This window comes from Arthrobacter sp. zg-Y750 (genome assembly GCF_020907365.1).
Classification (GTDB): domain Bacteria; phylum Actinomycetota; class Actinomycetes; order Actinomycetales; family Micrococcaceae; genus Arthrobacter_B.
Window position 1 is genome coordinate 114,213 of the sequence record NZ_JAJJOC010000006.1, and the last position, 23,185, is coordinate 137,397.

At 67.0% G+C, this 23,185-nt stretch carries 24 protein-coding genes and 1 tRNA gene; 12 read left to right on the plus strand and 13 right to left on the minus strand.

Translation table 11 applies throughout. From position 1 onward, the window contains the following. Positions 1–79 precede the first annotated feature (79 nt). The 5 genes from LOC57_RS03485 to LOC57_RS03505 form a co-directional block, all read right to left on the minus strand. Complete coding sequence (locus tag LOC57_RS03485) at positions 80–955, minus strand: ABC transporter permease (RefSeq protein ID WP_229958091.1); 876 nt, start codon at positions 953–955, stop codon at positions 80–82. Next, positions 952–1,824 carry an ABC transporter ATP-binding protein gene (locus tag LOC57_RS03490; RefSeq protein ID WP_227911888.1) on the minus strand — a complete coding sequence of 291 codons (873 nt, stop codon included), beginning with the start codon at positions 1,822–1,824 and terminating at the stop codon, positions 952–954. The genes LOC57_RS03485 and LOC57_RS03490 overlap by 4 nt, the downstream gene beginning before the upstream one ends. Positions 1,825–1,894: 70 nt before the next feature. Beyond that, positions 1,895–2,446 carry a GNAT family N-acetyltransferase gene (locus LOC57_RS03495; protein WP_227925618.1) on the minus strand — a complete coding sequence of 184 codons (552 nt, stop codon included), beginning with the start codon at positions 2,444–2,446 and terminating at the stop codon, positions 1,895–1,897. 31 nt (positions 2,447–2,477) lie between these two features. Next, positions 2,478–2,654, minus strand: coding sequence for a hypothetical protein (locus LOC57_RS03500; RefSeq protein ID WP_227911890.1), 177 nt, complete (start codon positions 2,652–2,654; stop codon positions 2,478–2,480). Positions 2,655–2,852: 198 nt separating this feature from the next. Continuing rightward, positions 2,853–2,993, minus strand: coding sequence for a hypothetical protein (locus tag LOC57_RS03505; protein ID WP_227911891.1), 141 nt, complete (start codon positions 2,991–2,993; stop codon positions 2,853–2,855). 50 nt (positions 2,994–3,043) lie between these two features. Between LOC57_RS03505 and LOC57_RS03510 the strand changes: the two genes are divergently transcribed. Then, positions 3,044–3,271: a hypothetical protein gene (locus LOC57_RS03510; RefSeq protein WP_229958093.1), complete on the plus strand. Its 228-nt coding sequence runs from the start codon at positions 3,044–3,046 to the stop codon at positions 3,269–3,271. Positions 3,272–3,289: 18 nt separating this feature from the next. On the opposite strand, the gene LOC57_RS03515 is transcribed toward LOC57_RS03510, so the two are convergent. Together LOC57_RS03515 and LOC57_RS03520 are read right to left on the minus strand one after the other, a co-directional pair. Beyond that, positions 3,290–4,018 carry an SDR family NAD(P)-dependent oxidoreductase gene (locus tag LOC57_RS03515; protein ID WP_229958096.1) on the minus strand — a complete coding sequence of 243 codons (729 nt, stop codon included), beginning with the start codon at positions 4,016–4,018 and terminating at the stop codon, positions 3,290–3,292. 666 nt (positions 4,019–4,684) lie between these two features. Then, positions 4,685–4,757: transfer RNA gene (locus LOC57_RS03520), tRNA-Ala, on the minus strand. Between the two features lie 222 nt (positions 4,758–4,979). On the opposite strand from LOC57_RS03520, the gene LOC57_RS03525 reads away from it, so the two are divergent. Beyond that, a complete protein-coding gene (locus LOC57_RS03525) occupies positions 4,980–5,384 on the plus strand; it encodes a four-helix bundle copper-binding protein (RefSeq protein ID WP_227911893.1) in 405 nt (134 codons plus the stop codon). Between the two features lie 20 nt (positions 5,385–5,404). On the opposite strand, the gene LOC57_RS03530 is transcribed toward LOC57_RS03525, so the two are convergent. After that, complete coding sequence (locus LOC57_RS03530) at positions 5,405–5,920, minus strand: mycothiol transferase (RefSeq protein WP_229958098.1); 516 nt, start codon at positions 5,918–5,920, stop codon at positions 5,405–5,407. A gap of 146 nt (positions 5,921–6,066) precedes the next feature. Here LOC57_RS03530 and LOC57_RS03535 point away from each other — a divergent pair, with 146 nt between their 5' ends. The 5 genes from LOC57_RS03535 to LOC57_RS03555 all read left to right on the plus strand — a co-directional run bounded on the left by LOC57_RS03535 (position 6,067) and on the right by LOC57_RS03555 (position 11,665). Continuing rightward, positions 6,067–6,291 carry a hypothetical protein gene (locus LOC57_RS03535; protein ID WP_227911895.1) on the plus strand — a complete coding sequence of 75 codons (225 nt, stop codon included), beginning with the start codon at positions 6,067–6,069 and terminating at the stop codon, positions 6,289–6,291. 183 nt (positions 6,292–6,474) lie between these two features. Next, on the plus strand, positions 6,475–8,412 hold the full coding sequence (locus LOC57_RS03540; protein ID WP_229958100.1) for a heavy metal translocating P-type ATPase: 1,938 nt from the start codon (positions 6,475–6,477) through the stop codon (positions 8,410–8,412). 157 nt (positions 8,413–8,569) lie between these two features. Then, positions 8,570–10,153, plus strand: coding sequence for an SLC13 family permease (locus LOC57_RS03545; RefSeq protein ID WP_229958102.1), 1,584 nt, complete (start codon positions 8,570–8,572; stop codon positions 10,151–10,153). A 97-nt stretch (positions 10,154–10,250) separates the two neighbouring features. Continuing rightward, positions 10,251–11,246 carry a magnesium/cobalt transporter CorA gene (corA, locus tag LOC57_RS03550; RefSeq protein ID WP_229958328.1) on the plus strand — a complete coding sequence of 332 codons (996 nt, stop codon included), beginning with the start codon at positions 10,251–10,253 and terminating at the stop codon, positions 11,244–11,246. After that, positions 11,237–11,665 (plus strand): META domain-containing protein, encoded by a 429-nt coding sequence (locus LOC57_RS03555; protein ID WP_227911898.1) that lies wholly within the window; start codon positions 11,237–11,239, stop codon positions 11,663–11,665. The genes corA and LOC57_RS03555 overlap by 10 nt, the downstream gene beginning before the upstream one ends. Here the strand turns inward: LOC57_RS03555 and LOC57_RS03560 are convergent. Further along, complete coding sequence (locus LOC57_RS03560; protein ID WP_227911899.1) at positions 11,662–13,029, minus strand: MFS transporter; 1,368 nt, start codon at positions 13,027–13,029, stop codon at positions 11,662–11,664. The genes LOC57_RS03555 and LOC57_RS03560 overlap by 4 nt on opposite strands. Before the next feature lie 151 nt (positions 13,030–13,180). Here LOC57_RS03560 and LOC57_RS03565 point away from each other — a divergent pair, with 151 nt between their 5' ends. From LOC57_RS03565 to LOC57_RS03575, 3 genes are all read left to right on the plus strand, one after another. After that, the gene (locus LOC57_RS03565) at positions 13,181–13,858 is read left to right on the plus strand and encodes a M23 family metallopeptidase (protein ID WP_229958104.1); all 678 of its coding nucleotides are present in this window, start codon (positions 13,181–13,183) and stop codon (positions 13,856–13,858) included. 72 nt (positions 13,859–13,930) lie between these two features. Next, a complete protein-coding gene (locus tag LOC57_RS03570; RefSeq protein WP_227925634.1) occupies positions 13,931–15,493 on the plus strand; it encodes a DHA2 family efflux MFS transporter permease subunit in 1,563 nt (520 codons plus the stop codon). Positions 15,494–15,590: 97 nt separating this feature from the next. After that, entirely contained in the window at positions 15,591–15,953 is a 363-nt protein-coding gene (locus LOC57_RS03575; protein ID WP_229958106.1) for a hypothetical protein, read from the plus strand. On the opposite strand, the gene LOC57_RS03580 is transcribed toward LOC57_RS03575, so the two are convergent. Beyond that, on the minus strand, positions 15,950–17,209 hold the full coding sequence (locus tag LOC57_RS03580; protein WP_227911903.1) for a cytochrome P450: 1,260 nt from the start codon (positions 17,207–17,209) through the stop codon (positions 15,950–15,952). The two genes, LOC57_RS03575 and LOC57_RS03580, sit on opposite strands and share 4 nt — an antisense overlap. A 173-nt stretch (positions 17,210–17,382) precedes the next feature. Beyond that, the gene (locus LOC57_RS03585; protein WP_227911904.1) at positions 17,383–18,264 is read right to left on the minus strand and encodes a manganese catalase family protein; all 882 of its coding nucleotides are present in this window, start codon (positions 18,262–18,264) and stop codon (positions 17,383–17,385) included. Positions 18,265–18,458: 194 nt separating this feature from the next. Between LOC57_RS03585 and LOC57_RS03590 the strand changes: the two genes are divergently transcribed. Further along, on the plus strand, positions 18,459–19,988 hold the full coding sequence (locus LOC57_RS03590) for a S10 family peptidase (RefSeq protein ID WP_229958107.1): 1,530 nt from the start codon (positions 18,459–18,461) through the stop codon (positions 19,986–19,988). A 22-nt stretch (positions 19,989–20,010) separates the two neighbouring features. On the opposite strand, the gene LOC57_RS03595 is transcribed toward LOC57_RS03590, so the two are convergent. Both LOC57_RS03595 and LOC57_RS03600 read right to left on the minus strand, forming a co-directional pair. After that, positions 20,011–20,763, minus strand: coding sequence for a class I SAM-dependent methyltransferase (locus LOC57_RS03595; protein WP_229958109.1), 753 nt, complete (start codon positions 20,761–20,763; stop codon positions 20,011–20,013). A gap of 117 nt (positions 20,764–20,880) precedes the next feature. Next, positions 20,881–21,381, minus strand: a complete 501-nt coding sequence (locus LOC57_RS03600; protein ID WP_227925646.1) for a DUF456 domain-containing protein — start codon at positions 21,379–21,381, stop codon at positions 20,881–20,883. A 664-nt stretch (positions 21,382–22,045) separates the two neighbouring features. On the opposite strand from LOC57_RS03600, the gene LOC57_RS03605 reads away from it, so the two are divergent. Then, positions 22,046–23,182, plus strand: coding sequence for a TIGR04086 family membrane protein (locus tag LOC57_RS03605; RefSeq protein ID WP_229958111.1), 1,137 nt, complete (start codon positions 22,046–22,048; stop codon positions 23,180–23,182). The last annotated feature ends 3 nt before the right edge of the window (positions 23,183–23,185 follow it).

The window sequence follows — 23,185 nt, forward strand, 5'->3', positions numbered from 1 at the left end:
GCGGCCGCCGTCGTGCCGGCCGCGCCGTCGTGCCCTCGTGCCTGCCGCACCTCGAACCTGTACCGGCGTCGGACCCTGCTCAGCGAATGCGGGACCGGATCCGAAGCGCGGCCAGGACGGAAAAGACCACCACCATCGCCGCCAGGACAAACAGCACATATCCGGTGGGCACGGCCCAGTCCCCCACATAGGCGGTGATGCCGAAGAGACGCTCTACCTCCGCGACCGCCCCCGGCTGGTCCGTCACCGCCCCCATGGGCCCTTCGGTCATTTCCTGGCGCACCACCATGGACGCCTGCATAAACGGCAGCGCGCTGACAAAGTTCCGCACACCCTCGGGAAAGGCACCCACCGGAATGTAGGACCCGGCTGCGAAACCGAGAATGGTGCCCACCAGCGTGGACAGAGCCGCGAAGGACCCCGGCGTGCGGACGAACGTCACCACAAAGCAGCTCAACGCCCCGAACGCAACACAACTGAGAACCAGATAGCCGTAGGAGCGGGCCACCTGCCCCACAGCGAGCACCACCCCGTCCACTAAGCCCAGGTAGGCCAGGCTCACGGCGAACACCACCGTGGTCATGATCAGCGCTATCACCACCGTGGACAGCAGGTACCCCAGCACCAGCTGGCCGCGGCTGATGGGCGACACCAGGAAGTCGCGGAAGCGGCCGGTGGCGGTGTCGTCCACAATCACGTTCACGGCGGCAAGTCCGGTGGTGATAGCGGTGATGCCCACAATCCCGGCGAACATCCAGGCGTCCACGAAGCCCTTTATGTCCTCTTCGGCGGCTTGCGGAAAGCTCTCGGCCAGCCCCTGGGTCTGCTGGTTGCCCAAGAACAGGGTGTACAGCAGGAACAGGACCAGCGCCCCGAGGAGGGAAAAGAAGACGTTCAGCCGGTCCCGGAAGTACAGGCGCAGGTTCCGTCCGGTGATGTCCATAACTACGTTCATTCCGCTTCCCCCCGACGGCCGGTCAGGGCCAGAAACACATCGTCCATGGTGCCGTGGCGGAACTCGAAGTCCAGTACGTTTTCGCCGTGCCCGGCCAGCAGCTCCCGGGCAGTGTCGGAGCGGTCCACCGCCAGCCGGAGCACGTTCGACTCCTCACCCACGACGTCGACTCCGGCGCCGCGCGCGAGGAGCCGCAGTGCCTCCGGGTCGGCGGAACTGATCGAGAGGATGCTGCGGCTGTACTTTGCCCGCAGCTCGGTGGGTGTTCCGTCCGCAATGATCCGGCCCTTCTCGATCACGCAGACCCGGTCCGCTTCCTCGGTTTCCTCCATGTAGTGCGTGGTGAGGAAAACGGTGAGGCCGTGGTTTTCCCGCAGGTCGTGGATGGTGGACCAGACCAGAGCACGGCTGGCCGGATCCAGGCCGGCGGTGGGTTCGTCCAGGAAAATGATCGACGGCGCGTGCAGCAGGGCGCGGGCAATGTCCACCCGCCGGCGCTGCCCGCCCGAATAGGTGCTGTAGCGGCGGTCAAGGAAGTCCTCCAATCCGACCATCCGGCTCAGCTCCTCGATGCGGGCATTGTTGGCCGCCTTGTCAGGGGAATAGAAGCGCGCCCTGGTCTGCAGGTTCTCGCGGCCGGTCAGGATGGGGTCCAGCATGGAGTCCTGGAACACCACCCCGATGGTTTCACGGACTCCGGTGCCGCTGCGCAGCACATCATTTCCGGCCACTTCCACCGTGCCGGAGTCGAACGGCAGGACCGTGGTGAGGCAGGAGATGGTGGTGGACTTCCCCGCGCCGTTGGCCCCGAGGAAAGCAAAGACGGTTCCGGCGGCCACTTCGAAGGACAGATCATCGACAGCGGCCACGCTACCGAAGCGTTTCGTTAATCCGCGTACAGAAATAGCGGGAGTGGTAGCTGCCAAAGGGTTTCCTCGGTTACTGGGGATCACAAAAGGGGAAATCGTCGAATTCCAGCGCGGTTACGGTGTTGGTTTCCCAATCCGACCGAAGTATCGCATAGGCAACCGATGCCACCCGGGAACCGTCCGCCGTCGGCCATGCCTGACGGTAATGGGCCTCCTTGACGAACCCGGCGCGCAAGAACGTTTTCCGCATGGCAATGTTGTCTTCCCGCGTCTGGCCTTCAAACCGGACACTGCCGGCGTGCCCGGTAAACACGAGCCCACAAAGCGCCCGCAAAATACCCGCGCCCCGGCCCTGCCCGCGGTGTTCCTCAGCCAGTCGGAGGTCGAACATCGGGTTTTCATCCTCAGGATCCTCAACGACCACCAGCCCGAGGTCCTGATTGCCATCCTGGATCCAGTACCCCTGCGCCGCCGTCGACCAGAAGTGCCCCTGCTGCACCCGGTCCCGCACCTGCGCCGCGGTGGGCGCGGGGGACGCATGAAAAGGAAACGTGTTGGAGGTCAGGAAAGAGGTAAGGACATCGGCGTCGCCGGCGGTCATCCTGCGGAAGGTGAACGTCATGACCGCGAGTCTAGCCGGGGGTTCCGTACGGCTAGAGCGCGCCGATGCGGTCCTGGTTCCCGGCTGCCGCCGCTGCCTCGACCTCTTCCTCCAGCTTGCGGCGCCAACCGCGCGGCGGAGGCCAGGAGATTCCCCACTCGGCAAGCTGCTGCTTGGTGAAACCACCGGAGGGCGTACGGGCTGCATCGATTTCTTCGCGGGTCGGCATGGCCAAATCATGACATGCCGGCGGGGCTGTGTCACCGAATAAAACGAACGTTTTGGGAGGTGATTTCCAGGTCAGTTATTGACTATTCACCAAACAAGGGCTAGCTCCCGGAAATCCGCGGATTTCCGGGGGTTAGCAGAATCCTGAGTATCACTCAAAAGATAGTATTAGGGACGTCCGGTACTGCCTAATAACCTTTTACGGGTGGGTGGTAACCATAATCAATTGCCAGCCTTCCGGGACCTGCTTTTGCAGGGCTTCCCGGGCGTCAAGAAAATTCTCTCCCTCCGCTTCCAGTTCCCGGGTTTCGATGGGGCGCATGATGCCAGTAACCTTCATGGTTCCAGCCTAGGCACCGGACACCGGGAGCGAAAACCGGTTGCCCTGTTGTGTCCACCACCCGGCGGGTCACCAGCGGCCAGGATCTCGTGCTCCGCCCGGAATCCGGAAGATCACTGCCCGCTGTACTGACCCCCGAAGGCACGGATCTCTTGGCACGTGCCGAAGCAGTGGTGGATACCGTGGACCGGCGGATGGTCTCCGGGCTCAGCGACGGGCAGGCCAAGGCACTGGCACAGGCACTGGGTGCCTGCATGGAGGCTTTGGAAGAGGCCTAGTTGTACTGACCTAGCCGGCTAGGACTGCAGCGAAGTGCCGGTTTCCCGAGCCAAGGCGGACAGGAGCTCATCCTGGAACGCTTCGTCATGGACTGCAGCGTGGGGCTGTTGCCGCTGCCGGTGATACCAGTAGCCGCCACTCGTGAGGGCTTCAGGTTGGTCGCTGGCGGCCAGCCATTCCTGGGTTTGATGGCCCAGCTCCAAATCATCCGGAGCACCGGGGCCGCCCATCCGCGTCGGCACCCAGCCGGGGTCCACCGCGTTGCTCAGCACCTCCGGCCGCAGGCGTGCGAGCGCAGCCGAGAAAGCGGTCACAAACAGCTTGCTGTCCGCGTAGGACCCGGGCCTGCCGCCGGACCAGTCCGCGCCGGCCAGGGATGGTTGTCCGGCGAAGTGGGAACCGCTGCTCAGGTACACGTGCCGCTGCGGGCCTTCCAGCAGCGCGGTAAGGAGATACGGTGCGACCGTGTTCACCGGCAGCACGGCCGGGCCCCTCCATACTCCGGCGTTATGGATCACCGAGTCCAGCGGCGCCCCGCTGTTCAATTCAGCAGCAACCTCCCGGACGGCGTCGCGGTCGGCAAAATCGCCCACCACAATCTCCGCCCCGCGGCTGACAAGGGGCGCCAGGCTGGCTGCACGGTCCCGGTTGCGTGCATGCAGTACGACGTCGTGCCCCTGGGAAAGCAGCGCATCGGCGGCAGCGCGCCCGAGACCGTCGGCTGAACCGGTTACGAGGATCCTCATGGAACGCACCTTCCGCGAATACTGACCGTTTTCGGCAAACACTGACCGTCGGCTGCTGCTGGGGCTGTCCGGTTGCCAGGTTGCCGGGGTTGCCAGGTTGCCGGGGTTGCCAGGTTGCCCGGTTGCCGGTTGCCGGTTGCCGGTTGCCGGTTGCCGGTTGCCGGTTGCCGGTTGCCGGTTGCCGGTTGCCGGTTGCCGGTTGCCGGTTGCCCGGTTGCCGGTTGCCGGTTGCCCGGTTGCCCGCCCAACGCTGGCCCGCCAGGGCCGCCGGCACTGCGCGAGGTATCCCCGTCCCCCCCTGCCGCGTGAATCCCGCTCACGACTTTCCCGCTCACGACTATAAGGACCACGGCAACCGGTGTCAGGAGGCCCCCGCGGAGGATCCCACCGAGTGGGGCTGCTGTGACCTATGGGGAAACACCGGCCCCACCGTTAACACTGCCTGGGAAGTTCCGCTCGCGGGCGGGCTGGCATACGAACGAAAGGGCAAAATTTTACCGATTTTTGGCCCAGAATCGGTAAATTGTGCTTTTTCGTTTCCGGGGCGGACCCCACTGCCTCCGTCCCACCCCGAACCCGTAATCCCGATCCCGCAACCCCTGGCCCCGGGGCGCAGAAAAGGGGCCCGCTTCCCGGTAAACCGGGAAACAGACCCCTTCGAATCTGTGGAGCCTAGGGGAATCGAACCCCTGACCTTTTCATTGCGAACGAAACGCTCTACCAACTGAGCTAAGGCCCCAAACTGCACCGTACGGCGTCGGAACGACCAACATTTTTCCTGATCAACTCTGCCGATCAACCGACCCCGTTAGGCTACACCGATTCTAATCACGCCGTCGCGCAGCGGCCAAACGACCGGCACCCTTGGGATGTCCTGCCAGCGTCGTTACCGTGGGGCAATGGGTCCATCCGCACCGGCGGCCGGGACCTGCCAACGCACTGCGGAACGAAGGAGAATCCCATGGCCCTGATCACCGAAATGCTCAAGAACCATCCCGGCGGACCCCGCACTTCGGACCCCCGTAAACTCGCCGAATGTCTGCAGGCCTGCGCGGAGTGCGCCCAGGTCTGCAACGCCTGCGCAGACGCGTGTCTGGGCGAGGACATGCTGGGTGACCTGGTGGCCTGTATCCGCATTGACCTCGACTGCGCGGAGATCTGCGCGGTTACCTCGGCGGTACTGTCCCGTACCGCAGCGTCCGGCCCCGCAACGGCAACCCTGCTGCGCGCCTGCATGGCCGCCTGCGCCGCCTGCGGCGAGGAATGCATGCAGCACGCGTCCATGCATGAACACTGCCGGATCTGCGCGGAGGCATGCCGCCGTTGCGTCAACGCCTGCGAGGAACTGCTGACCTCGATGGGCTGAGTTGGTCCTCCGACAGGGCCCTAGGAACTTTCCGCGAGCACCAGGCCGCGCAGATACGCGGCTTGGCCGGCATGCTCCAGGCAGTCCGCCAGGATGCTCACCAGCCGCACGCCCAGGGTGACCGGCGGATCCCAGGCCCGGTCCACCACCTGGTCCAGGTCCGCCGCGGACAGTCCGGAAACAAACGCAGCAGTGCGGGAATGCACGTCGTCGTAGTAGCCCAGCAAAACCTCGGCCGAGGATACCTGCACCTGTGCCACCTGCTCGGAAGTGTGTCCGTAGCCGGTGTCTTCCACCGATAACGGCAGCCCCACGCGTTTCGCCCAGCCGTCCGCCGTCCAGGCCTGTTCCTGCCCGGCGGCATCGGCCACTTGGGCGTCCTCCACCCGGGCCAGATGCCAAATCAGCCAGGAAATGGAGTTTCCCTCCGGGTAGGGGCGGTGGTTCAGGGCCTTCGCGTCCAGGTCCTTCACCGTGCGCCGTACGGTGCCGGGCAGCCGGCCGAAGGCGTCAATCAGCAGATCACTTTGGTCCATGGTGGCAGGCTCCCGAAGGTCGGCGGCAGGGTGCGGCCATCCTTTCACGCCACCCCGCCGCCGGGAAGAGCCGGGGTTCGTGTGCGACAGCAGAAAAAGCCGGCCTAACCGGTGCGCCGGCACTCCGTCGGTCCTAAAATTGCCGGATGAGCTGGACTGACGAGCGGCCCGCATGGCTTCCGCCCATTCCGTCCCCGCACCGCGGCCTGATCCGGATCACGCTGGGCATGATCCTGGTCTGCGCGAGCATGCTCACCTGTCTGGTCATCGCCGCATTCGGCGCCCTGCTGAGCATGTACCTGCTCTGGCCGCTGGCAATCGGCCTGCTGTTGCTGATGTCCGGGCTGCTCAGCCGGCGCCGCGGCGCCTAGCGCCCCGGCCCGCTCCGGAACCCCGGCGGCCCGCACGCTTCCGCGGCAACGGCCCGCTCCGGCCCGCCCGCCCGGCCCGCCCCGGCCCGCTCCGGACGCAACGAACACAACGGCCGCTCCGCGGAGGTTAGGTTAGCTTTCTCTTGCTGGAAACCGCGGTGCCGGCGGGCTTACAACAGAGGCATGGTCACTGTTCGCATGAACCGAAGCCGCACCCTGATCCGGCGTTATCCGCTGGTGGTCGCCACCGTGCTGGTGGGGGTGGCGTTCCTCGTACTGCAGGCGGCCGGCGCGGGCACCGCCGCGCACTGGACCGGCGGCGTCTATGCCTGCGCAGTAGCGGCAATAACCGGAGCGGGCATGATCCGGGACATCCGCGCCGGACGCTACGGGTTGGACATCCTGGCCGTCATCGCGATCCTGAGCACCGTTGTCGTCGGCGAGTACCTGGCCGCGCTGATCATCGTGCTGATGCTCACCGGCGGTGAGGCGCTGGAGGACTACGCCGCTGGCAGGGCCCGCCGGGAGCTGGACGCCCTGCTCACCCGGGCCCCCCAACAGGCGCACCGGTTTCCGGGCGGAAACACCCAGCGCGGTGCCGTGGATGTCCCGGCCACCGACGTGGTGCCAGGCGACCTGCTGCTGATCCGGCCCGCCGAGGTGGTTCCCGTGGACGGGATCCTGGTCTCCTCTGCCGCGGACTTCGACGAATCCTCACTCACCGGCGAATCCCTTCCCGTGGGCAGGCACGCCGGGGATCCGGTGATGAGCGGTTCCGTCAACGGTGCCCGCGCCGTGCTGCTGCAGGCCACGGCGACGACGGCGGACAGCCAGTACCAGCGCATCGTGGCCCTGGTGGCCGAGGCCGCCGAGTCGAAGGCGCCGGTGGTCCGCTTGGCCGACCGGTTTGCGGTGCCCTTCACCGTGGTGTCGCTGCTGATCGCCTCCTTGGCCTGGGCACTGAGCGGGGATCCCGTGCGTTTCGCGGAGGTGCTGGTCCTGGCAACCCCGTGCCCGCTGCTGATCGCAGCCCCGGTCGCGTTCCTGGGCGGTATGAGCCGTTCGGCCCGCACCGGGATCATCGTCAAGGGCGGAGCCGTACTGGAACAGCTCGCCAAGGCCGGCACCGCGGCGTTCGACAAGACCGGAACACTCACCCACGGGCATCCCGAACTGGTGGAGGTCCGCCCGCAGCCCGGCTTCAGCGCCGAGGACGTGCTGGGCCTGGCCGCTTCCGCCGAACAGTATTCCTCCCATGTGCTGGCTGCCGCCGTGCAGCAGGCCGCTGCCGCCCGCGGACTGGAACCACACTCCGCCGCGGACGCGCGGGAAACGGCCACGAACGGTGTGGAGGCCGTGCTGGACGGGCATTCTGTCCGGGTGGGCAAGGAACGTTTCGTGGCCGAAACCGCCCCGGATACCCGGCCGGCAGACCTGCAGCCGGGCCAGATGGTGGTTTACATCGGCGTGGACGGACACTTTGCCGGCACCCTGATCATGAGCGATGCCGTGCGGGACAACGCCGCCGCGACCCTGCACCGGCTGGCGGAACTGGGCATCGGCCGCACGGTCATGCTCACCGGTGACAGTGCGGCGACCGCGGAGGCCGTAGCCGCGGGGCTCGGCATAACCGATGTGCGGGCGGGCTTGCTGCCCGCCGGCAAGGTTGACGCCGTGCGGACGCTCGCGCCGCGGCCGGTGATCATGGTGGGCGACGGCGTCAATGACGCTCCGGTACTGGCGGTGGCCGACGTCGGCATTGCCATGGGAGCGCGCGGATCCACCGCCGCGAGCGAGTCCGCCGACGTCGTGCTGGTGGCGGATGACATTTCAAAGGTGGCCGACGCGGTTCAGATTGGCCGCCGGACCATGCGGGTGGCTTTGGGCAGCATCTGGCTGGGGATCGCGCTCAGCCTGGCACTGATGCTGACCGCCGCCTTCGGGTTCATTCCGGCGGTAGCCGGGGCATTGACCCAGGAGCTGGTGGACCTGGCCGCCATCCTCAACGCCCTGCGCGCCCTGCACGGCGGCCGGCAACTTCCGGGTACCGCCCGCGAAACGCCCTCCGCGGCGGACAGCGTCGCGGCAGCGCGGCCAAAGCCGGTCCCCCGGGCCGGCTGATCCGCCTAAGCCGGCTCAGCAGGCGCCGCTATGGCATTGCAAAGGTTCCGGGGGCAGGCTATTGAAGCGGGGGAACACCGCGTGCACGAACCGTCGGGGACCACACACAGGGGTGAGACGTGGATACAACCGAAAGCCCGGCCGCATGATCCCGCCAATGCTCGCCACCTTTGTGGTCCTGGCCCTGGCGGTAGCGGGCTTCATGACCAACCGGCTGCCCCTCGTGGTCGTCGCGCTCTTCGTTCCGGTGGCACTGTGGGCCACCGGAGTGCTTCCCCTCAACGAATCCCTGCAGGGTTTCAGCGACCCGATCACCCTGTTCATCGCCTCGCTGTTTGTGCTCAGCGAGGCCCTGGACGCCACGGGGATCACCGCCTGGGTTGGGCAGCAGCTGGAACTTCACTCGTCGCTGAGCCGCACCGGCCTGCTCGTCACGATCATGGCTGCCGCCGCGCTCCTCTCCGCGGTCATCAGCATTAACGGTGCCGTCGCGGCGCTCCTGCCCGTGGTCGTCGTTGCAACGGCGCGGGCCGGGGTCATTCCCTCGCACATGCTCATCCCGCTGGCCTTCGCTGCCAGTGCGGGATCGCTGCTGACCCTTACGGGAACGCCGGTGAACATCATCGTCTCCGAGCTCTCCGCCAGCTCCGGAGGACGCGAGTTCGGGTACTTCGAGTTCGCGCTGGTGGGGCTTCCCCTCGTCGCCGTGACAACCCTCCTCGTTGTACTGCTGGGGCGAAGGTTCCTGCCGAAGCGTGCACCCGAGCAGCTGGCAAAGGCGGGCACCGACCCGCGGGAGCGGGTGCGGTCCTGGCGGGAGATGTACACAGCCGACCTCGACACGGAGCGGCTGTTCACGGGACGGCTGGGCGTGGTGGAGGTTCTCATCGCGCCCCGTTCAACACTGATCGGGCGCATCGTCAGTCCCGGCATGACCACGCGCGACGAGGACCTGGTGATCGTCGCCCTGCACCGCGGCGGAACCACCGCGGTGCGCCCCGACGCCCCCGCGCCTCCCGGCACGCTGACGCTGCGGGCCGGAGACTCGGTGCTGGTCCACGGCCCCTGGGATGCCCTGAACCGATACGTCCAGTCCTCCGATGTCATCGCCGTCGAACCTCCGCATACCCTCCAGCGGGGAGTGCCGCTGGGCCGCGGATGGCGCCGCTGCCTCGCGGTGCTGGCCGCCACGATCGCGCTGCTGGCCACCGGGCTCATCCCGCCGGTGATCGTGGGGCTCCTCGCCGCGGCTGCCCTGGTGCTCCTTGGAGTGGTGACCGTACCCCAGGGGTTTCGGGCTATTTCGTGGAACACGGTGGTCCTGATCGGGGCGCTCATCCCGCTGTCCTCCGCGTTTGTGTCCTCGGGTGCCGCGGATGCGATCGCTTCGCTGGTGCTGAACTCGACCGGCAGCATGTCCCCGCACCTCGCCCTCCTGGTGATCTGCGTTCTCGCGCTCATCCTCAGCCAGTTCATCTCCAACGTGGCCACCGTGCTCGTGATGGGACCCGTAGCAGTGACTTTCGCCCAAACGCTCGAGGTCAGCGTGCTCCCGTTCATGATGGGGCTCAGCGTGGTCGGGGCAGCAGCCTTCCTCACTCCCATCGCAACCCCTGCCAACCTCATGGTGATGCAGCCGGGCGGCTACCGTTTCGGCGACTACTGGCGCCTCGGGCTGCCGCTCTCCTTCGTCTTCCTCGCCGCCGCGGTGCTGTATGTGCCGCTCATCTGGCGGTTCTGATCCCGGCGGAGCCGGGAACGGGGATAATGGTCAGTGGTCCGGCCGGCAGTGCCGCTCCGCTGACGGTAATCAAGGATTCGACGCTAGGGGTATGTCCATGACGCTGATCGACAACGCGGTGTACGTGGACGGCAAGCGTGTCCACGACCCGGACAACCTGGATGAGACCTTCGAGCTGACCCGAACCTCCGACGGCATGGCCTGGATCGGCCTGTACCGCCCGGACGAGGTGGAGCTGCTGGCCGTCGCCGAGGAATTCGGCCTGAACCTGCTCATTGTCGAAGACGCCCTCGCCGGACACCAGCGTTCGAAGCTGGAGCAGTACAACGACCAGCTGTTTGTGGTGCTGCGCCCCGCCCGCTACCTGGACGACGTCGAACGGGTGGAATTCGGTGAGCTGCACCTGTTTGTGGGCCCGAACTTCGTGGTCACCGTGCGGCACGCCGAGTCCCCGGACCTGGCCCGGGTACGCAAACGGGTGGAGCAGGAACCGGATCTGCTGGCCCTGGGGCCGCAGGCCGTGCTGTACGCAGTGCTGGACCAGGTGGTGGACGAATACGCGCCGGTCGCTGCAGGGCTGGAAAACGACATTGACGAGATCGAAGACCAGCTGTTCAGCGGCGACGCCGAAGTATCCCGCCGCATCTACGAACTGTCCCGTGAGGTCATCCAGTTCCAGCGCGCCATCTCCCCGCTGCAGACCGTGGTGAGCGAACTGCGGCATGCCGCAGACCAGTACGGGGTTCCGCCCGAACTGCGGGACAACCTCGGCGACGTCCTGGACCATGTGCTGCGCCTGATCGACCGGGCCAACGCGTACCGCGCCATCCTGGAAAACGCGCTGACCCTGTCCTCCACGCTGGCCTCGAACCGGCTGGCCGAAACCAGCATTGAGCAGAACGAACAGGTCAAGCGGATTTCCTCCTGGGCCGCCATCCTGTTCGCTCCCACCCTGGTGGGCACCGTGTACGGGATGAACTTCGACAACATGCCCGAGCTGTCCTGGCAGTTCGGCTACCCGCTGGCACTGCTGGGGATGCTGGTCACCGGCATCGTCCTGTACCTGACCTTCAAACGGAACAAGTGGCTGTGACGCGCCGCCTGCCGGTTCCGGCCCTCTTGTCCGTCCTGCTGCTGCCCGCGCTGCTGCCGCTCGCGGCGTGCGGGGACGTCGCAGGCAGTACTTCCCCGGACGACGGCGGTGCCACCCCGGATGCCGACGTCACCGGGGCCTGGGGCGACACGGCCAACACCGAAGCACCGTCGCTGGACTTCGATCCCAACGGGCGGGTCAGCGGAACCGACGGCTGCAACCGGCTGATGGGCCACTGGAGCGTCAAAGGCAACCGGGTCACCATGCAGGACATGGCCTCCACCATGATGCTCTGCCACGGCATCGACACCTGGCTTTCCGGCGGTGCCGCCGCCGACGTGGACGGCGACACCCTGCGGATTTATGACCAGGCGGGCACCGAAATAGGCGTCCTGGAGCGCCCGAAGCCCGGGTCCTAGCGCGGACGCCGCTTGGCCGCGGTCTCCACATGCAGGTCCGTGCCCCGGGTTTCCTTCACCATCGAAACTGCCGCGAAGGAAATGACGCACAGCACCATGATGTAGAGGCCGATGGCCGGGGACCAGCCCGTCCCGTTCAGCAGTGCCTGGGCAATGGTGGGCGCGAAGGCACCGCCCAGGATGGCGCCGAGGGCGTATCCGATGGACACCCCCGAGTAGCGCACCCGGGCCGGGAACATCTCCGCATACAGCGCGGACTGCGGCCCGTAGGACAAGCCCAGGCCGATGGTCAGCACAAAGATCGCCACCGCAAACAGGACAATGTTGGTGGTGTCGATCAGCAGGAACATCGGCACCGACCACAGGAACACCCAGACGTAGCCAAGCTGGAAGGTGCGTATCCGTCCAATCCGGTCCGAGAGGATGCCTCCGTACAGGGTGAAGATCAGCCAGCCGAAAGAGCCCAGGGTGGTGGCCAACAGCACCGAGGGGCGGTCCATGCCAAGCCCGCCGCCGCCGTCGGGATTGGGCTTGCCGCTGGCATAGGAGGCGAAGAACGCGATGACCAGGTAGCCGGCCGCGTTGTTCGCCACGAAGATCAGGGCGCTGAGGATGACCTCCCGGCTGTTGTGCCGGAACAGCTGCCGCAGCGGGGCGGAGGACTCCTTCTTCCGCTCCTGGATTTCCTTGAAGATTGGGCTTTCGGACACGGAACGGCGGATGACGTAGCCCACGGCAATCAGCACCACGGAAAGCAGGAACGGAATACGCCAGCCCCAGCTTTCGAACTGGTCCTCGGTGAGGCTGGTGCTCAGCACGTACATCACGAAGGTTGCCAGGATCATGCCGATGGGTACGCCAATCTGCGGATACGCACCGAAGAGCCCGCGCTTGGCCACCGGGGCGTGCTCCACGGACAGCAGGGCAGCTCCGCCCCATTCCCCGCCGGCGGAGAAGCCCTGCAGGATGCGCAGCAGGATCAGCAGGATCGGGCCGGCGATACCGATCTGCGCGTAGGTGGGCACCACCCCGATCAGGGCGGTGGAGGCGCCCATCATGATCAAAGTGAACACGAGCATCTTTTTCCGGCCGATCCGGTCCCCCAGGTGCCCTGCGACAATGGCTCCCAGCGGACGGAACAGGAAGCTGATGCCGATGGTGGCGAAGGAGACCACCTGGCCCAGCGGGCCGTCATTGATGGGACCGAAGTACAGCGTTGCCAGCACCAGACCCGCGGCCTGGGCGTAAATAAAGAAGTCGTACCACTCGATGGTGGTGCCAACCAGCGTTCCGGCGAGGACTTTGCGTTCCTCCCGGCTCATCCGGCCGGCGGAAGGCGCGGCGGAGGCGGCGTTGACGCTCATCTGAAACTCCATTGTTCGAGACGGACAGTGTGGTGCGACGGACCCCGATTTGAGACCCTTGCTGCAGGAATCCGGTTGCACGCATCCTAAGCCCAGCCCGGATGCAACCGGCAGAGCCCTGCAGGACCCGGGCGAGTCACGGAAGGTCCTCATGTCCACCGCCCTGCCGCCACCGCCGCCGGCGGAACCGGCACCCACTGTCCTGGGCCTGCCGTTCACCGGCCGCTGGCTCACGCAGAACAGCCCGGCGAACCGCGTCCCCAGCCACGGCACGGACCTGTTCGGAACTACCTACGCCATAGATTTCGTGGCCGTGGACGGGCATGGCCGGTCCGGTCCGCCGGGCTGGCGGGCACTGTTCGCCACCGAGGCGCCGGAAGATTTCCGCGGGTTCGGCACACCGGTGCTGGCGCCGTCGTCGGGCACCGTGGTCTCCGTGCACGACGGCGAGCCCGACCACGAAGCGCGCCGCTCGCAGCCCGCGCTGCTCGCCTACGCCCTGACGCAGGCGGGCCGGGTGCGGCAGGGACCGAATGCCATTGCCGGCAACCACGTGGTCATCGCCCTCGCCCCCGACGGCCCGTATGTGCTGCTGGCCCATCTGCGCCGGGGATCGATTGCCGCCGTGCCGGGCGCCTTGGTCGCCGAAGGTGCACGGATCGGTGGATGCGGGAACTCCGGCAACAGCACCGAACCGCATGTCCACCTCCAGGTCACGGACTCAACGGACTGGTCCGCCTGCCGCGGCCTGCCGCTGGCGTTCCGGCATCCCGACGGCGGTCCCGGGCCGTGGCTGCCGCGCAACGGCACGGTCTTCAACGCCCGGTGATTGCACGGATTACCGGAGGCCGGAATATGCGGGCACCGTCACGGGTTTGCCTCTAGGGCACGCAGGGCCAGAATGGACTTCGGCCTTTTCCGACACCACTATTCCGAACGGCAGCGACGCACCTTGAAAAACCTCTCCCCGGACACCGTCAGGCCCTGGCCTGCCCTGTGGTCCCTGGTCATCGGATTCTTCATGATCCTGGTGGACTCCACGATCGTTAACATCGCCACCCCTGCCATCATGGAGGACCTGGGCGCCGGCCTGGACAAGGTCATCTGGGTGATCAGTGCCTACCTGCTGGCCTACGCCGTGCCGCTGCTGATCACCGGCCGGCTCGGCGACCGCTTCGGCCCGCGCCGCGTCTACCTGATCGGCCTGGTGGTCTTCACCCTCTCCAGCCTCTGGTGCGGTTTTGCGGGCAGCGTTGACGGACTCATCCTGGCCCGTGTCTTCCAGGGCTTCGGCGCCGCACTGATGACGCCGCAGACCATGTCCGTGATCACCCGGATCTTCCCGCCGGAAAAGCGCGGCACCGCCCTGGGCCTGTGGGGCGCCACGGCCGGCGTCGCGACCCTGGTCGGGCCGATCCTCGGCGGCGTCCTGGTGGACGGCCTGGGCTGGGAATGGATCTTCTTCATCAACGTCCCCGTGGGCATTGTGGGCTTCATCCTCGCCTACCGGCTGGTACCGAAACTCTCCACGTCAGTGCACCGCTTCGACTACCTGGGTGTCCTCCTCAGCGCCGCGGGCATGTTCGCCCTGGTCTTCGGCATCCAGGAAGGCGAAAGCTACAACTGGGGCACCATTGCCGGTCCCATTTCGGTCTGGTCGCTGATCATTGCCGGCATTGTGCTGCTGGCCCTGTTTGTCCTCTGGCAGCGCCTGAACCGAGCCGAGCCGCTGCTGCCCCTGAAGCTCTTCCGGGACCGCAACTTCTCCCTGGCCAACATCTCCATCACCGGTATGGGCTTCGCCGTGACGGCGTTCTCCCTGCCGCTGATCCTCTTTGCGCAGAACGTGCGCGGCCTCAGCCCCACGCAGGCAGCCCTGCTGCTCGCCCCCATGGCGGTGCTGTCCGGTGTGCTGGCCCCGCTCGCGGGCAAAACCGTGCAGCGCGGCAATCCCAAGTTCATCGCCGTGTTCGGTTTTGCGGCCATGGCGGCGTCGCTGATCTGGCTCGGCGCCCTGCTCAGCCCGGATGTCCCCTACTGGCAGCTGGTCCTGCCGATGCTGCTGATGGGCCTGGCGAACGCCTGCATCTGGCCGTCCGTATCGCTGACCGCCACCCGTAACCTGGCGGCCAACGTCGCCGGTGCCGGGTCCGGCGTCTACAACACCACGCGCCAGTTCGGTGCGGTGATTGGCAGCAGCGCCATTGCTGCGATCATGCAGTCCCGCCTGACCGCGCATCTGGGCGGCGGGGCGGCCGACGGCGGCACCGCACCTGCCGCGGGCGCGTTCCCGGAGGCGCTGAAGGCCGGCTATTCCGAGGCCATGGGCCAGTCGCTGTACCTGCCGGCCGCTGTGATTGTCGTGGCGCTGCTGGCGTCGCTGTTCTACGCCAAGCCGGCTCCGCACCTCACCTCTGCCGGGGCCCGCAGCGCGAAGAGTCCCGCAGAGAACACTGTCGCCTAGCATTCCGCTTCTGCTGCCGCTTTCGGTTTCTGCTGCCGGTTCAAACCCGCAGCAGAAACGTAAACCGGCGGCAGAACCTCCGGGGTACGCTCGCCCCATGACTATGGTTTCCAAGTTCTTCGCCGGGGTGCTCTTGGCCAACGCTGTACCGCACGGCGTCAGCGCCGTGCAGGGCCGGCAGTTTCCATCACCGTTTGCCTCGCCGCCCGGCGTAGGCCTCTCCGGTCCGGTAACCAACGCCGCCTGGAGTGCCGTCAACGCCGTGGGCGGCGCCGCGCTGCTGGGCCGGGGCGGACTGGACCAGCGGAACCGCGCGGCCGTGACCGCCGGAGCCGTGGCGATGGGTTTCTTCCTGGCGCATTACTTCGGGAAGAACAGCAGCCATTCTGCAACCGGGACCGGCGCCGGCGCGGGCACCGGCGCCGACCCCGTACCCGGGCCCGGGCCGGCGGCCGGCTAGACCGTACCCCTGCCGGCGGGCCCGGCCGCGGTGAGCAGCAGCCCGGACCGCGGGATTGAGGGCAGCTGGGACAGCGAGATGCTCAGGTCCTGCGCCGGAACCCCGTACCCGCCTTCGGCCAACAGCCGCACGGCGGTTTTCACCAGTTCCAGGGTCAGCCCCTCCCCCGGGCAGCGGTGGGCCGTGGACACCTGCCCGGCACCCTGCGGCACCAGCCGGTAGGGGTTGTCATCCCAGGTGCGGAACCGTTCGGGGCGGAAAGCCTCCGGATCCGGCCACAGCCGGGAATCGTGGTTGGTGCCGTAGATATCCAGCATCACCCAGGAACCTGGCCGGAAGTCGTGGCCGTTCCAGGAAAAGTCCTTCAGCACAGTGCCGGCGATGGCCGGGAAGAACGGATAAAAGCGCCGGACCTCCTGCGCAAACGGCTCCAGGTCGGCTCGGTCCTCGTCGCTGCCGCCGGCGAACTGCTGCCGCCACTGCGGGTGTTCCACCAGCGCCGTGCCGGCGAAGGTGATGAAGCGGGCCACGGCCACAATCGGGCGCAGCACGTTGAGCAGTTCCACCGCAGCAATGTCCACCGGCAGCAGCTGCCCCTCCGGGTCCCGGTGCCCGGCTACCAGGCCGGCGGCCGACGTCGGCGACACCTCCAGCGAACCGGAGCGGATGGCGCTGACGATTCCCTGCGCCCATCTCTCGGTACTGCGGCGGCGCAGCTGCGCCCACCAGTTGGCCGGGCCGAAGGACCCGGCCTGGTCCACCATCAGGCCGAACTCGGCGGCCCGCCGGTCCACCACGGCGTCGGGCTGCGGGATGCCGGCCCATTCGCACGCGGCGGCGGTAAGCATCCAGCGGGATTCCTCGTGCAGCACCACGGGTTTCCCGGACCAGCCGGCGGTGCGGCGGCACCACACGTCCTCAAAGATGGAGCCGATCCGGGCAATGGACTCCGGTGCCATCATGGCCGTGAACATAGCCTTGCGGTGATGATGCGCGGCGCCGTCGAGCGTCTGGACGCTGCCCTTGTCCTGGAGCAGGTGCACCACAGTGGGCGGCAGGGCGCCCTTGCGGCTGAACCGGTCGCCGTCGTAAAAGATCTGCGCCGCTTCGGCACCGCGCATGCAGTACACGGGGCGGCCGGCAATCCGGGTCCGGAACAGGTCGGTGCCCAGGCGGTCGCAGCGGGATGAAATGAACGTGTAGCCCTCGCGCAGGAAGGCCAGGGAGCTGTCCGGTGCGGGCAGTTTCGGAATCAAAGGACGTCCTCGATAGTCAGGGTGCTTTGTTTCCCAGCCTACCGAGGGGCCCGCCGCGGCGGGAATCAGCCGGTGCGCGGCTTGCCCGGCTTCCCCGGCGGTGCCCGGGCACGGCAGGACCGGGCGCCGTGCTGCCGCGCCCGGTTCTGCCGGTCATGCCGCCCCCGGGGCCGCTACTCCTTCTTGAGCTTGTCCTGCGCGCTGCCCGCTGCCTTCTCCACGGTGTTGGGCACCTCCGTGGTGCCGTAGAACCGTACATCGGGGTGGGTGGGCGGCGGCATGGGGGCCGATGTCGTGGGTCCGTCGTGGTAGCTGAACTCACCGTGCCCGTCGGGGGTGGGGCCCTTCGCCCAGGAGCCCTCGGACGCATGCTGGCCGTCGGAGAAGTTCAGGTACTGGTAGGACACCTCCCGGTATTCCTTGCTCAGCGGGAAATTGCTGGGGACCGGAAGCTGTTCCATGTTCTCCGCCTGAAGTTCCAGGGCCGCGGTGGTCCACTGGTTCTGATGCATGGTGTCCCGCGCCAGGAGGAAGGACAGCAGGTCCCGGATTCCGTGGTCATCGGTCATGTGATAGAGCCGGGCCACGGCAAGGCGGCCCTGCATCTCGATGTTGGCGTTGGAGGTGAAGTCGGCCAGCATGTTGCCGCTGGCCGTGACGAAACCGCCCGTCCACGGGTTGCCGTTGCTGTCCACCGGGCGGGCACCCGCACCGGCAACAATCGCGTGCTGCACGTCCATGCCGCCCATCACTGCCGCTACCGTCGGATCGGATTGGACGGCGTCATTGGTAATTCCCAGCGGAGCCTTTTCCAGCAGCTGGGCAATCATGATGGCAAGCATTTCGACGTGGCCCATTTCCTCTGCGGCGATGCCGTAGAGCAGATCCCGGTATTTGCCCGGTATATGGGAGTTCCACGACTGGAAGCCGTACTGCATGGCCACAGTGATTTCACCGTACTGGCCGCCCAGGACCTCCTGTAGCTTCCGGGCATAAACGGCGTCTGGCTTGTCCGGGGTGGACTTGAACTGGAGTTCCTGTTTATGGAAAAACATGCAATTCCTCCGCACCTTGGGGACCGCCGCGCGAGACAGAACCCGCATGTCGGGAGCCGCGGCCGGTCACGGTGGTCCCAACGTAGACCGATGGCCGGAGGCATGGAAGAGCAAAGCGGACGCTGCCCGCCCCGAAAAGTGAAACCGTCCGTAGAGACCGGGTAAACCGGTTCCGGGCAGGTAGTGTGCTTGCCATGGTCTCCCCGGAACATCCCGAAACCCCTGCCCCGCCGGCTTCCGGCATCTCCGGCGACGGCGCCTCCTCCGCCTCCTCCGCATCCGGCACCGCCGCGGCCGGCGCCAAGGTCGACGTGAGCGACGACTTCGCCGTCCGCCGCCACACGCTGCCCTCAGGCCGGGAATACACCACCACCGCCGGCCGGCTGGTGTTCCGCAAGGAAGAGGTCAAGGACGGCAAGTCGGACGGCTTTCGGCCCAAGGCGGAAATTTTCATGGTCGCCTACACTGCGGATGCTCCCGAGACCGGCCCCAACCGCCGTCCGGTGGTGTTCGCTTTCAACGGCGGGCCCGGGTCCGCCTCGGTCTGGCTGCACATGGGCCTGCTCGGTCCGCGGATGGTGGTTTCCGGCGACGCCGGTGCGCTGGCTCCGCCGCCGTTCGGCCTGGTCGACAACCCGGACACCCTGCTCGAGCACGCGGACCTCGTGATGATCGACCCGGTGAACACCGGCTTCTCCCGCGTAGTGGACGGCAACGACGCAGGCGAGTTCCACGGCTTCGAAGAGGACCGGGACCTGGTGGCGGAGGTGATCCGGCTATGGACCACCCGCAACAACCGCTGGCTGAGCCCCAAGTACCTTGTGGGCGAGTCCTACGGCACCCTGCGCGCCGTCGCTGTGGCGGGGAAGCTGTTTGATGCTTACGGTTTGGCGGTCAACGGCCTGGGCCTGGTCTCCACGGTGCTGAACATGGCGACCCTGGATTTCGCGCCGGGCCGGGACACCCCGTATCCGCTGCACCTGCCCACGTACGCCGCCATTGCGCACTACCACGGCCGCCATCCGGGCCGGGAGCTGGCCGACGTCGTGCGGGAAGCCGAAGAGTACGCGTCCGGGGACTACGTGCTGGCCCTGCACAAGGGGTCCCGGCTGGGCGCGCAGGAGTACGACGACGTCGTCCGCCGGCTCGCGGAAATCACCACCCTGAGCGAGGGGTTCATCCGCCGCACCAACCTGCGCTGGGACTACTCCATGTTCTCGGCCGAGCTGCTGCGGGAAGAGAACCTGGCGGTGGGCCGAATCGACGGGCGGTTCACCGCGGCGCCGGCGCACCAGCAGGACTGGATCAACTGGGACGATCCGAGCATGACGGCAATCAACGGTCCCTACTCGGCAGCGGTCAACCACTATCTGCGCGCCGAACTGGGTTACGAGAATGACCTGCCCTACGAAATCCTTACCGGCCGGGTCCAGCCGTGGAGCTACAAGAGTTTCGAGGGCGTCCCGGTGGATGTCACCGGCACCCTGGAACGGTTGCTGGTGCACATTCCGGCGCTGCGGGTGCATGTGGACTACGGCTATTACGACGGCGCGACCCCGCATTTCGCCGCGGAATACGTATGGGCGCACCTGCGGATGGACGACGCCGCCCGGGCCCGGTTCAGCCACCACTACTACGAGGCCGGGCACATGATGTACGTGAAGCCCGAGTGCCGGGTGGATCAGCTGCGGAACCTGGCGGAATTCGTGACCGCGGCGGAGTAGTCGGGGCGGGGGCAGCGGGCCTCTAGGCCTCGGGCTTGCGGAAAAGTGCGGTGAGCAGGAACGGTTCTCCAAACAAGGGCGAGTCTTTGCCCTGGGGAATCATGGGCCGAATCGCGATTTCTTCGAAGTCCTCGAAAATCCAGCGGAGATCTGCCGGGCTGAAGGCCATGCCCGCCTCGAACTGTCCGTCCCGGTACAGCTGGTCATCGGGGAGCTCGGTTCCCATCTGCTCGCTGGCGAAACAGGCCAGGCCGAAGTAGCCGCCCGGGGCTAGCGTGCGCTCAAGCAGCTGCAGGTAGCTGATCCGCCGGTGCGGCGGAAGATGGTGGAGGCAGCCGGAATCGTAGACCAGTCCGTAAGGTCCGGGGATTGCCTCCGGCGGGAGCGTGAATGCGTCGCCACAGGTGAAAGCGACGTCGAGATTCCGGTCCCGGGCCCGTTCCTTCCTCCACTCGACCGCGGTGGACGAGAGGTCCACGGCGTCGACAGTGCAGCCCTGCTCCGCGAGGAACAGGGCGTTGCGTCCCGGTCCAGAGCCCAGATCCAAGACCCGGGTTGGTCCGCGCAGGGTGTTCCGGACCAGTGCGGCAAGGTTTTCATCCGGTTTGTCCGCGAAGAACGGGACCGGACGGCTCCGGTCGGAGTAAAAGGAGTTCCACCATGCTCCCCCGGCCGTTTCGGTCCACCGCACTGCGTCCTGGACAAACAGGCCGTCCATCAAGGTGAGGAGGTCCTCCACTGCCCGGAGACGGCGGTTGATCCCGGGCTCATTCATGTCCAGAGCCTACTGGTCCGTGCTGGGGCGCGGGAAGGGTGCTGCCGCCTGGGAAGGGTGCTGCCGGCCCGGGAAGGGTGCTGGCGGCACCGGTACCGGCCGGTCGCCGTCGTCGACCTAGCGGGTCGCGAAGTGCACCCAGACGCCCGCACCCCAGATACCGCCGGCGGTTAATGCCAGCGCGAGTTCGGCCAGGATGCCGATCCCCATGGCCTTCAGCGTGGCCAGGCTGGAGGACCATGCGGTGCGCAGGTCCCGCTGGCGCAGCCACTCGCTCAGCAGCAGGCCGACGGCGAATCCCACGAACAGCCCGACGGCCGGGATGGTGAACATACCCACGACGCCCAGCACCACACCAGCGACGATGGAGCGGGTGGGGATTTTCCGTTCCTTCAGCCGCCTCCCGGTGAGGAACGTGCTAGCGAGCATGCCGGCGACCAGCAGCACCGCGCCGATCCCGAAGGTCCACCAGCCGGCCGGACTCTGCACGCCGTAGGCCCAGCCCAGCAGGGCAATGATGATCAGGATGCTGCCTGGGAGCACGGGCACCACAATGCCGGTCAGCCCTACGGCGATCACCAGGGCTGCGACGAGGGTTATCAGAAGGTCGGGATCCATGGCACCAGTCTTCCACCGGTTCTTCCCGACCCGCGCATTTTGGTTCCGGGGGTGGTTTGGCGTCCGGTTTGGGATTCTGCTGCCAGTTTGGGCTTCTGCTGCCGGTTTGAAGTGGCAGGGAATTCCCAAACCGGTCGAATTTCCCCAAAACGGAGCGAAAACGGAGTGATTCGGCCGAGCGGTGCCCCCTGACTCCGTGGAACGCGCCGCCGCGACGTTCATAGTGCAGCAGATGCTCCTTGGGGACCGGTTAGGCCGCATCTGCTGCACACTGAATGGGTTTGACGGCTTGCGGGGGGGGGCGCCAGATTGCCGCGACGGGATGCGGGCGGGTTCGTTCACCGGGTGCCGCGACGGGATGCGGGCGGGTTCACCGGGGTAGGTCATGTGCCCGGGACGTGTTGCCGCCAGTCTGGGATTCTGCCGCCGGTTTGGGAATCCGCCGCCGGTTTGGGATTCTGCTGCCGGTTTGGGAAATCCCTCCGCTGCGCAGTGGCAGGGAATTCCCAAACCGGTAGATTTTCCCCAAAACGGAGCGATTCGGCGGCCCGGTGCCCGGAAATTCCGCAAACTGCCCGCCACGCCGGGTGGAGAAATTAGTAAGGATGCTTATATGGTGGCATCTTCAGCCCGAATCACCGGACGGAAAACAGGAGATGCAGTAATGAGCACCGAACCAGGGAACACCTCTAACGCTTCCGCGGCCGGCCGCGGCGCCGCTGACGGCGGTCCGATGCGGGACCGCTCAGACCGGCCCGCTGCCGATGACGCCGCCCGCACTGCCCCGGAACACGGCACCGAAGATACCGGCACCAGGGTGATCCGCACGGACTCCGCACCTGCAACCACTCCGGTTGAGGGTACCGGCCGCCACACGGGCAGCCACACGGCCCAGCCCGCGGACGGATATGAGGAAACGCGGGTTGCACCGGCCGCTTCGAATGAGCACCCGACCGCTGGCCACACCGCCGACGAGAACACCCGTACGCGCGCGGTCCCCGCCACCGAGGACACCGCCACGCGCGCGGTCCCCGCGACGGACTCCCGCCACGCCGAAGACACCCGCACGCGGGTTGCCCCGGTAACGGCCAGCCGGGACCTCCCGGAGGAGACGGACCACAACCGGCACACCGACCGCGCAGACCGGGATGTACGCGACGCCCACGGCACCCGCCACGACGACGCCGACCGTGACGGCGTGGTCCGCGAAGCTGCCCTCCCCAACCGGGAAGCACTGCTGGCCCGGGAAAAGGAGCGCTTCGGCGGCATGAAGTTCGGCTCGGCCTTCTTCGGCTGGCTGACCGCCACCGGCATGGTGGTGCTGCTTTCGGCACTGGCCGCGGCTATCGGCGCCGCCATCGGCCTCTCCGCTGAAACGAATTTGGGTGCGGCACTGGAATCAGCCGCCGCCAACCAGTCCGCGGGCATCATCGGCGCCGTCATCATGCTTGTGGTGCTGCTGCTCTCCTACTACGCCGGCGGCTACGTGGCCGGCCGGATGGCACGCTTCAACGGGCTCAAGCAGGGACTCGCCGTCTGGCTGTGGGCACTGATCGCCGCCGCCGTCGTCGTCATCCTCGGCCTGATCTACGGCAGCGACATCCGCAGCATCAGCCAGCTGAACTCCGTGGCCCCGCTGCCGGAGAACCTGGAGAACGTGAGCGCCGGCACCTGGCTTGCCGTGGCCGCGAGCCTGGTGGTCACCCTGATCGGCGCCATCCTGGGCGGCCTGGCCGGAATGCGGTTCCACCGCCGCATTGACCGCGCCGACTTCCGCACCGAAGAGACGGTTAGCCGCTAATAC

What these genes read in the sequence shown, in the direction of transcription:
- LOC57_RS03485 (WP_229958091.1), bottom strand. Translation starts at nt 955, where the DNA reads ATGAACGTAGTTATGGACATCACCGGACGGAACCTGCGCCTGTACTTC.
- LOC57_RS03495 (WP_227925618.1), bottom strand. Translation starts at nt 2,446, where the DNA reads ATGACGTTCACCTTCCGCAGGATGACCGCCGGCGACGCCGATGTCCTT.
- LOC57_RS03500 (WP_227911890.1), bottom strand. Translation starts at nt 2,654, where the DNA reads ATGCCGACCCGCGAAGAAATCGATGCAGCCCGTACGCCCTCCGGTGGT.
- LOC57_RS03505 (WP_227911891.1), bottom strand. Translation starts at nt 2,993, where the DNA reads ATGAAGGTTACTGGCATCATGCGCCCCATCGAAACCCGGGAACTGGAA.
- LOC57_RS03515 (WP_229958096.1), bottom strand. Translation starts at nt 4,018, where the DNA reads ATGAGGATCCTCGTAACCGGTTCAGCCGACGGTCTCGGGCGCGCTGCC.
- LOC57_RS03525 (WP_227911893.1), top strand. Translation starts at nt 4,980, where the DNA reads ATGGCCCTGATCACCGAAATGCTCAAGAACCATCCCGGCGGACCCCGC.
- LOC57_RS03530 (WP_229958098.1), bottom strand. Translation starts at nt 5,920, where the DNA reads ATGGACCAAAGTGATCTGCTGATTGACGCCTTCGGCCGGCTGCCCGGC.
- LOC57_RS03535 (WP_227911895.1), top strand. Translation starts at nt 6,067, where the DNA reads ATGAGCTGGACTGACGAGCGGCCCGCATGGCTTCCGCCCATTCCGTCC.
- LOC57_RS03540 (WP_229958100.1), top strand. Translation starts at nt 6,475, where the DNA reads ATGGTCACTGTTCGCATGAACCGAAGCCGCACCCTGATCCGGCGTTAT.
- LOC57_RS03545 (WP_229958102.1), top strand. Translation starts at nt 8,570, where the DNA reads ATGCTCGCCACCTTTGTGGTCCTGGCCCTGGCGGTAGCGGGCTTCATG.
- corA (WP_229958328.1), top strand. Translation starts at nt 10,251, where the DNA reads ATGACGCTGATCGACAACGCGGTGTACGTGGACGGCAAGCGTGTCCAC.
- LOC57_RS03560 (WP_227911899.1), bottom strand. Translation starts at nt 13,029, where the DNA reads ATGAGCGTCAACGCCGCCTCCGCCGCGCCTTCCGCCGGCCGGATGAGC.
- LOC57_RS03565 (WP_229958104.1), top strand. Translation starts at nt 13,181, where the DNA reads ATGTCCACCGCCCTGCCGCCACCGCCGCCGGCGGAACCGGCACCCACT.
- LOC57_RS03570 (WP_227925634.1), top strand. Translation starts at nt 13,931, where the DNA reads ATGGACTTCGGCCTTTTCCGACACCACTATTCCGAACGGCAGCGACGC.
- LOC57_RS03575 (WP_229958106.1), top strand. Translation starts at nt 15,591, where the DNA reads ATGACTATGGTTTCCAAGTTCTTCGCCGGGGTGCTCTTGGCCAACGCT.
- LOC57_RS03585 (WP_227911904.1), bottom strand. Translation starts at nt 18,264, where the DNA reads ATGTTTTTCCATAAACAGGAACTCCAGTTCAAGTCCACCCCGGACAAG.
- LOC57_RS03590 (WP_229958107.1), top strand. Translation starts at nt 18,459, where the DNA reads ATGGTCTCCCCGGAACATCCCGAAACCCCTGCCCCGCCGGCTTCCGGC.
- LOC57_RS03595 (WP_229958109.1), bottom strand. Translation starts at nt 20,763, where the DNA reads ATGAATGAGCCCGGGATCAACCGCCGTCTCCGGGCAGTGGAGGACCTC.
- LOC57_RS03600 (WP_227925646.1), bottom strand. Translation starts at nt 21,381, where the DNA reads ATGGATCCCGACCTTCTGATAACCCTCGTCGCAGCCCTGGTGATCGCC.
- LOC57_RS03605 (WP_229958111.1), top strand. Translation starts at nt 22,046, where the DNA reads ATGAGCACCGAACCAGGGAACACCTCTAACGCTTCCGCGGCCGGCCGC.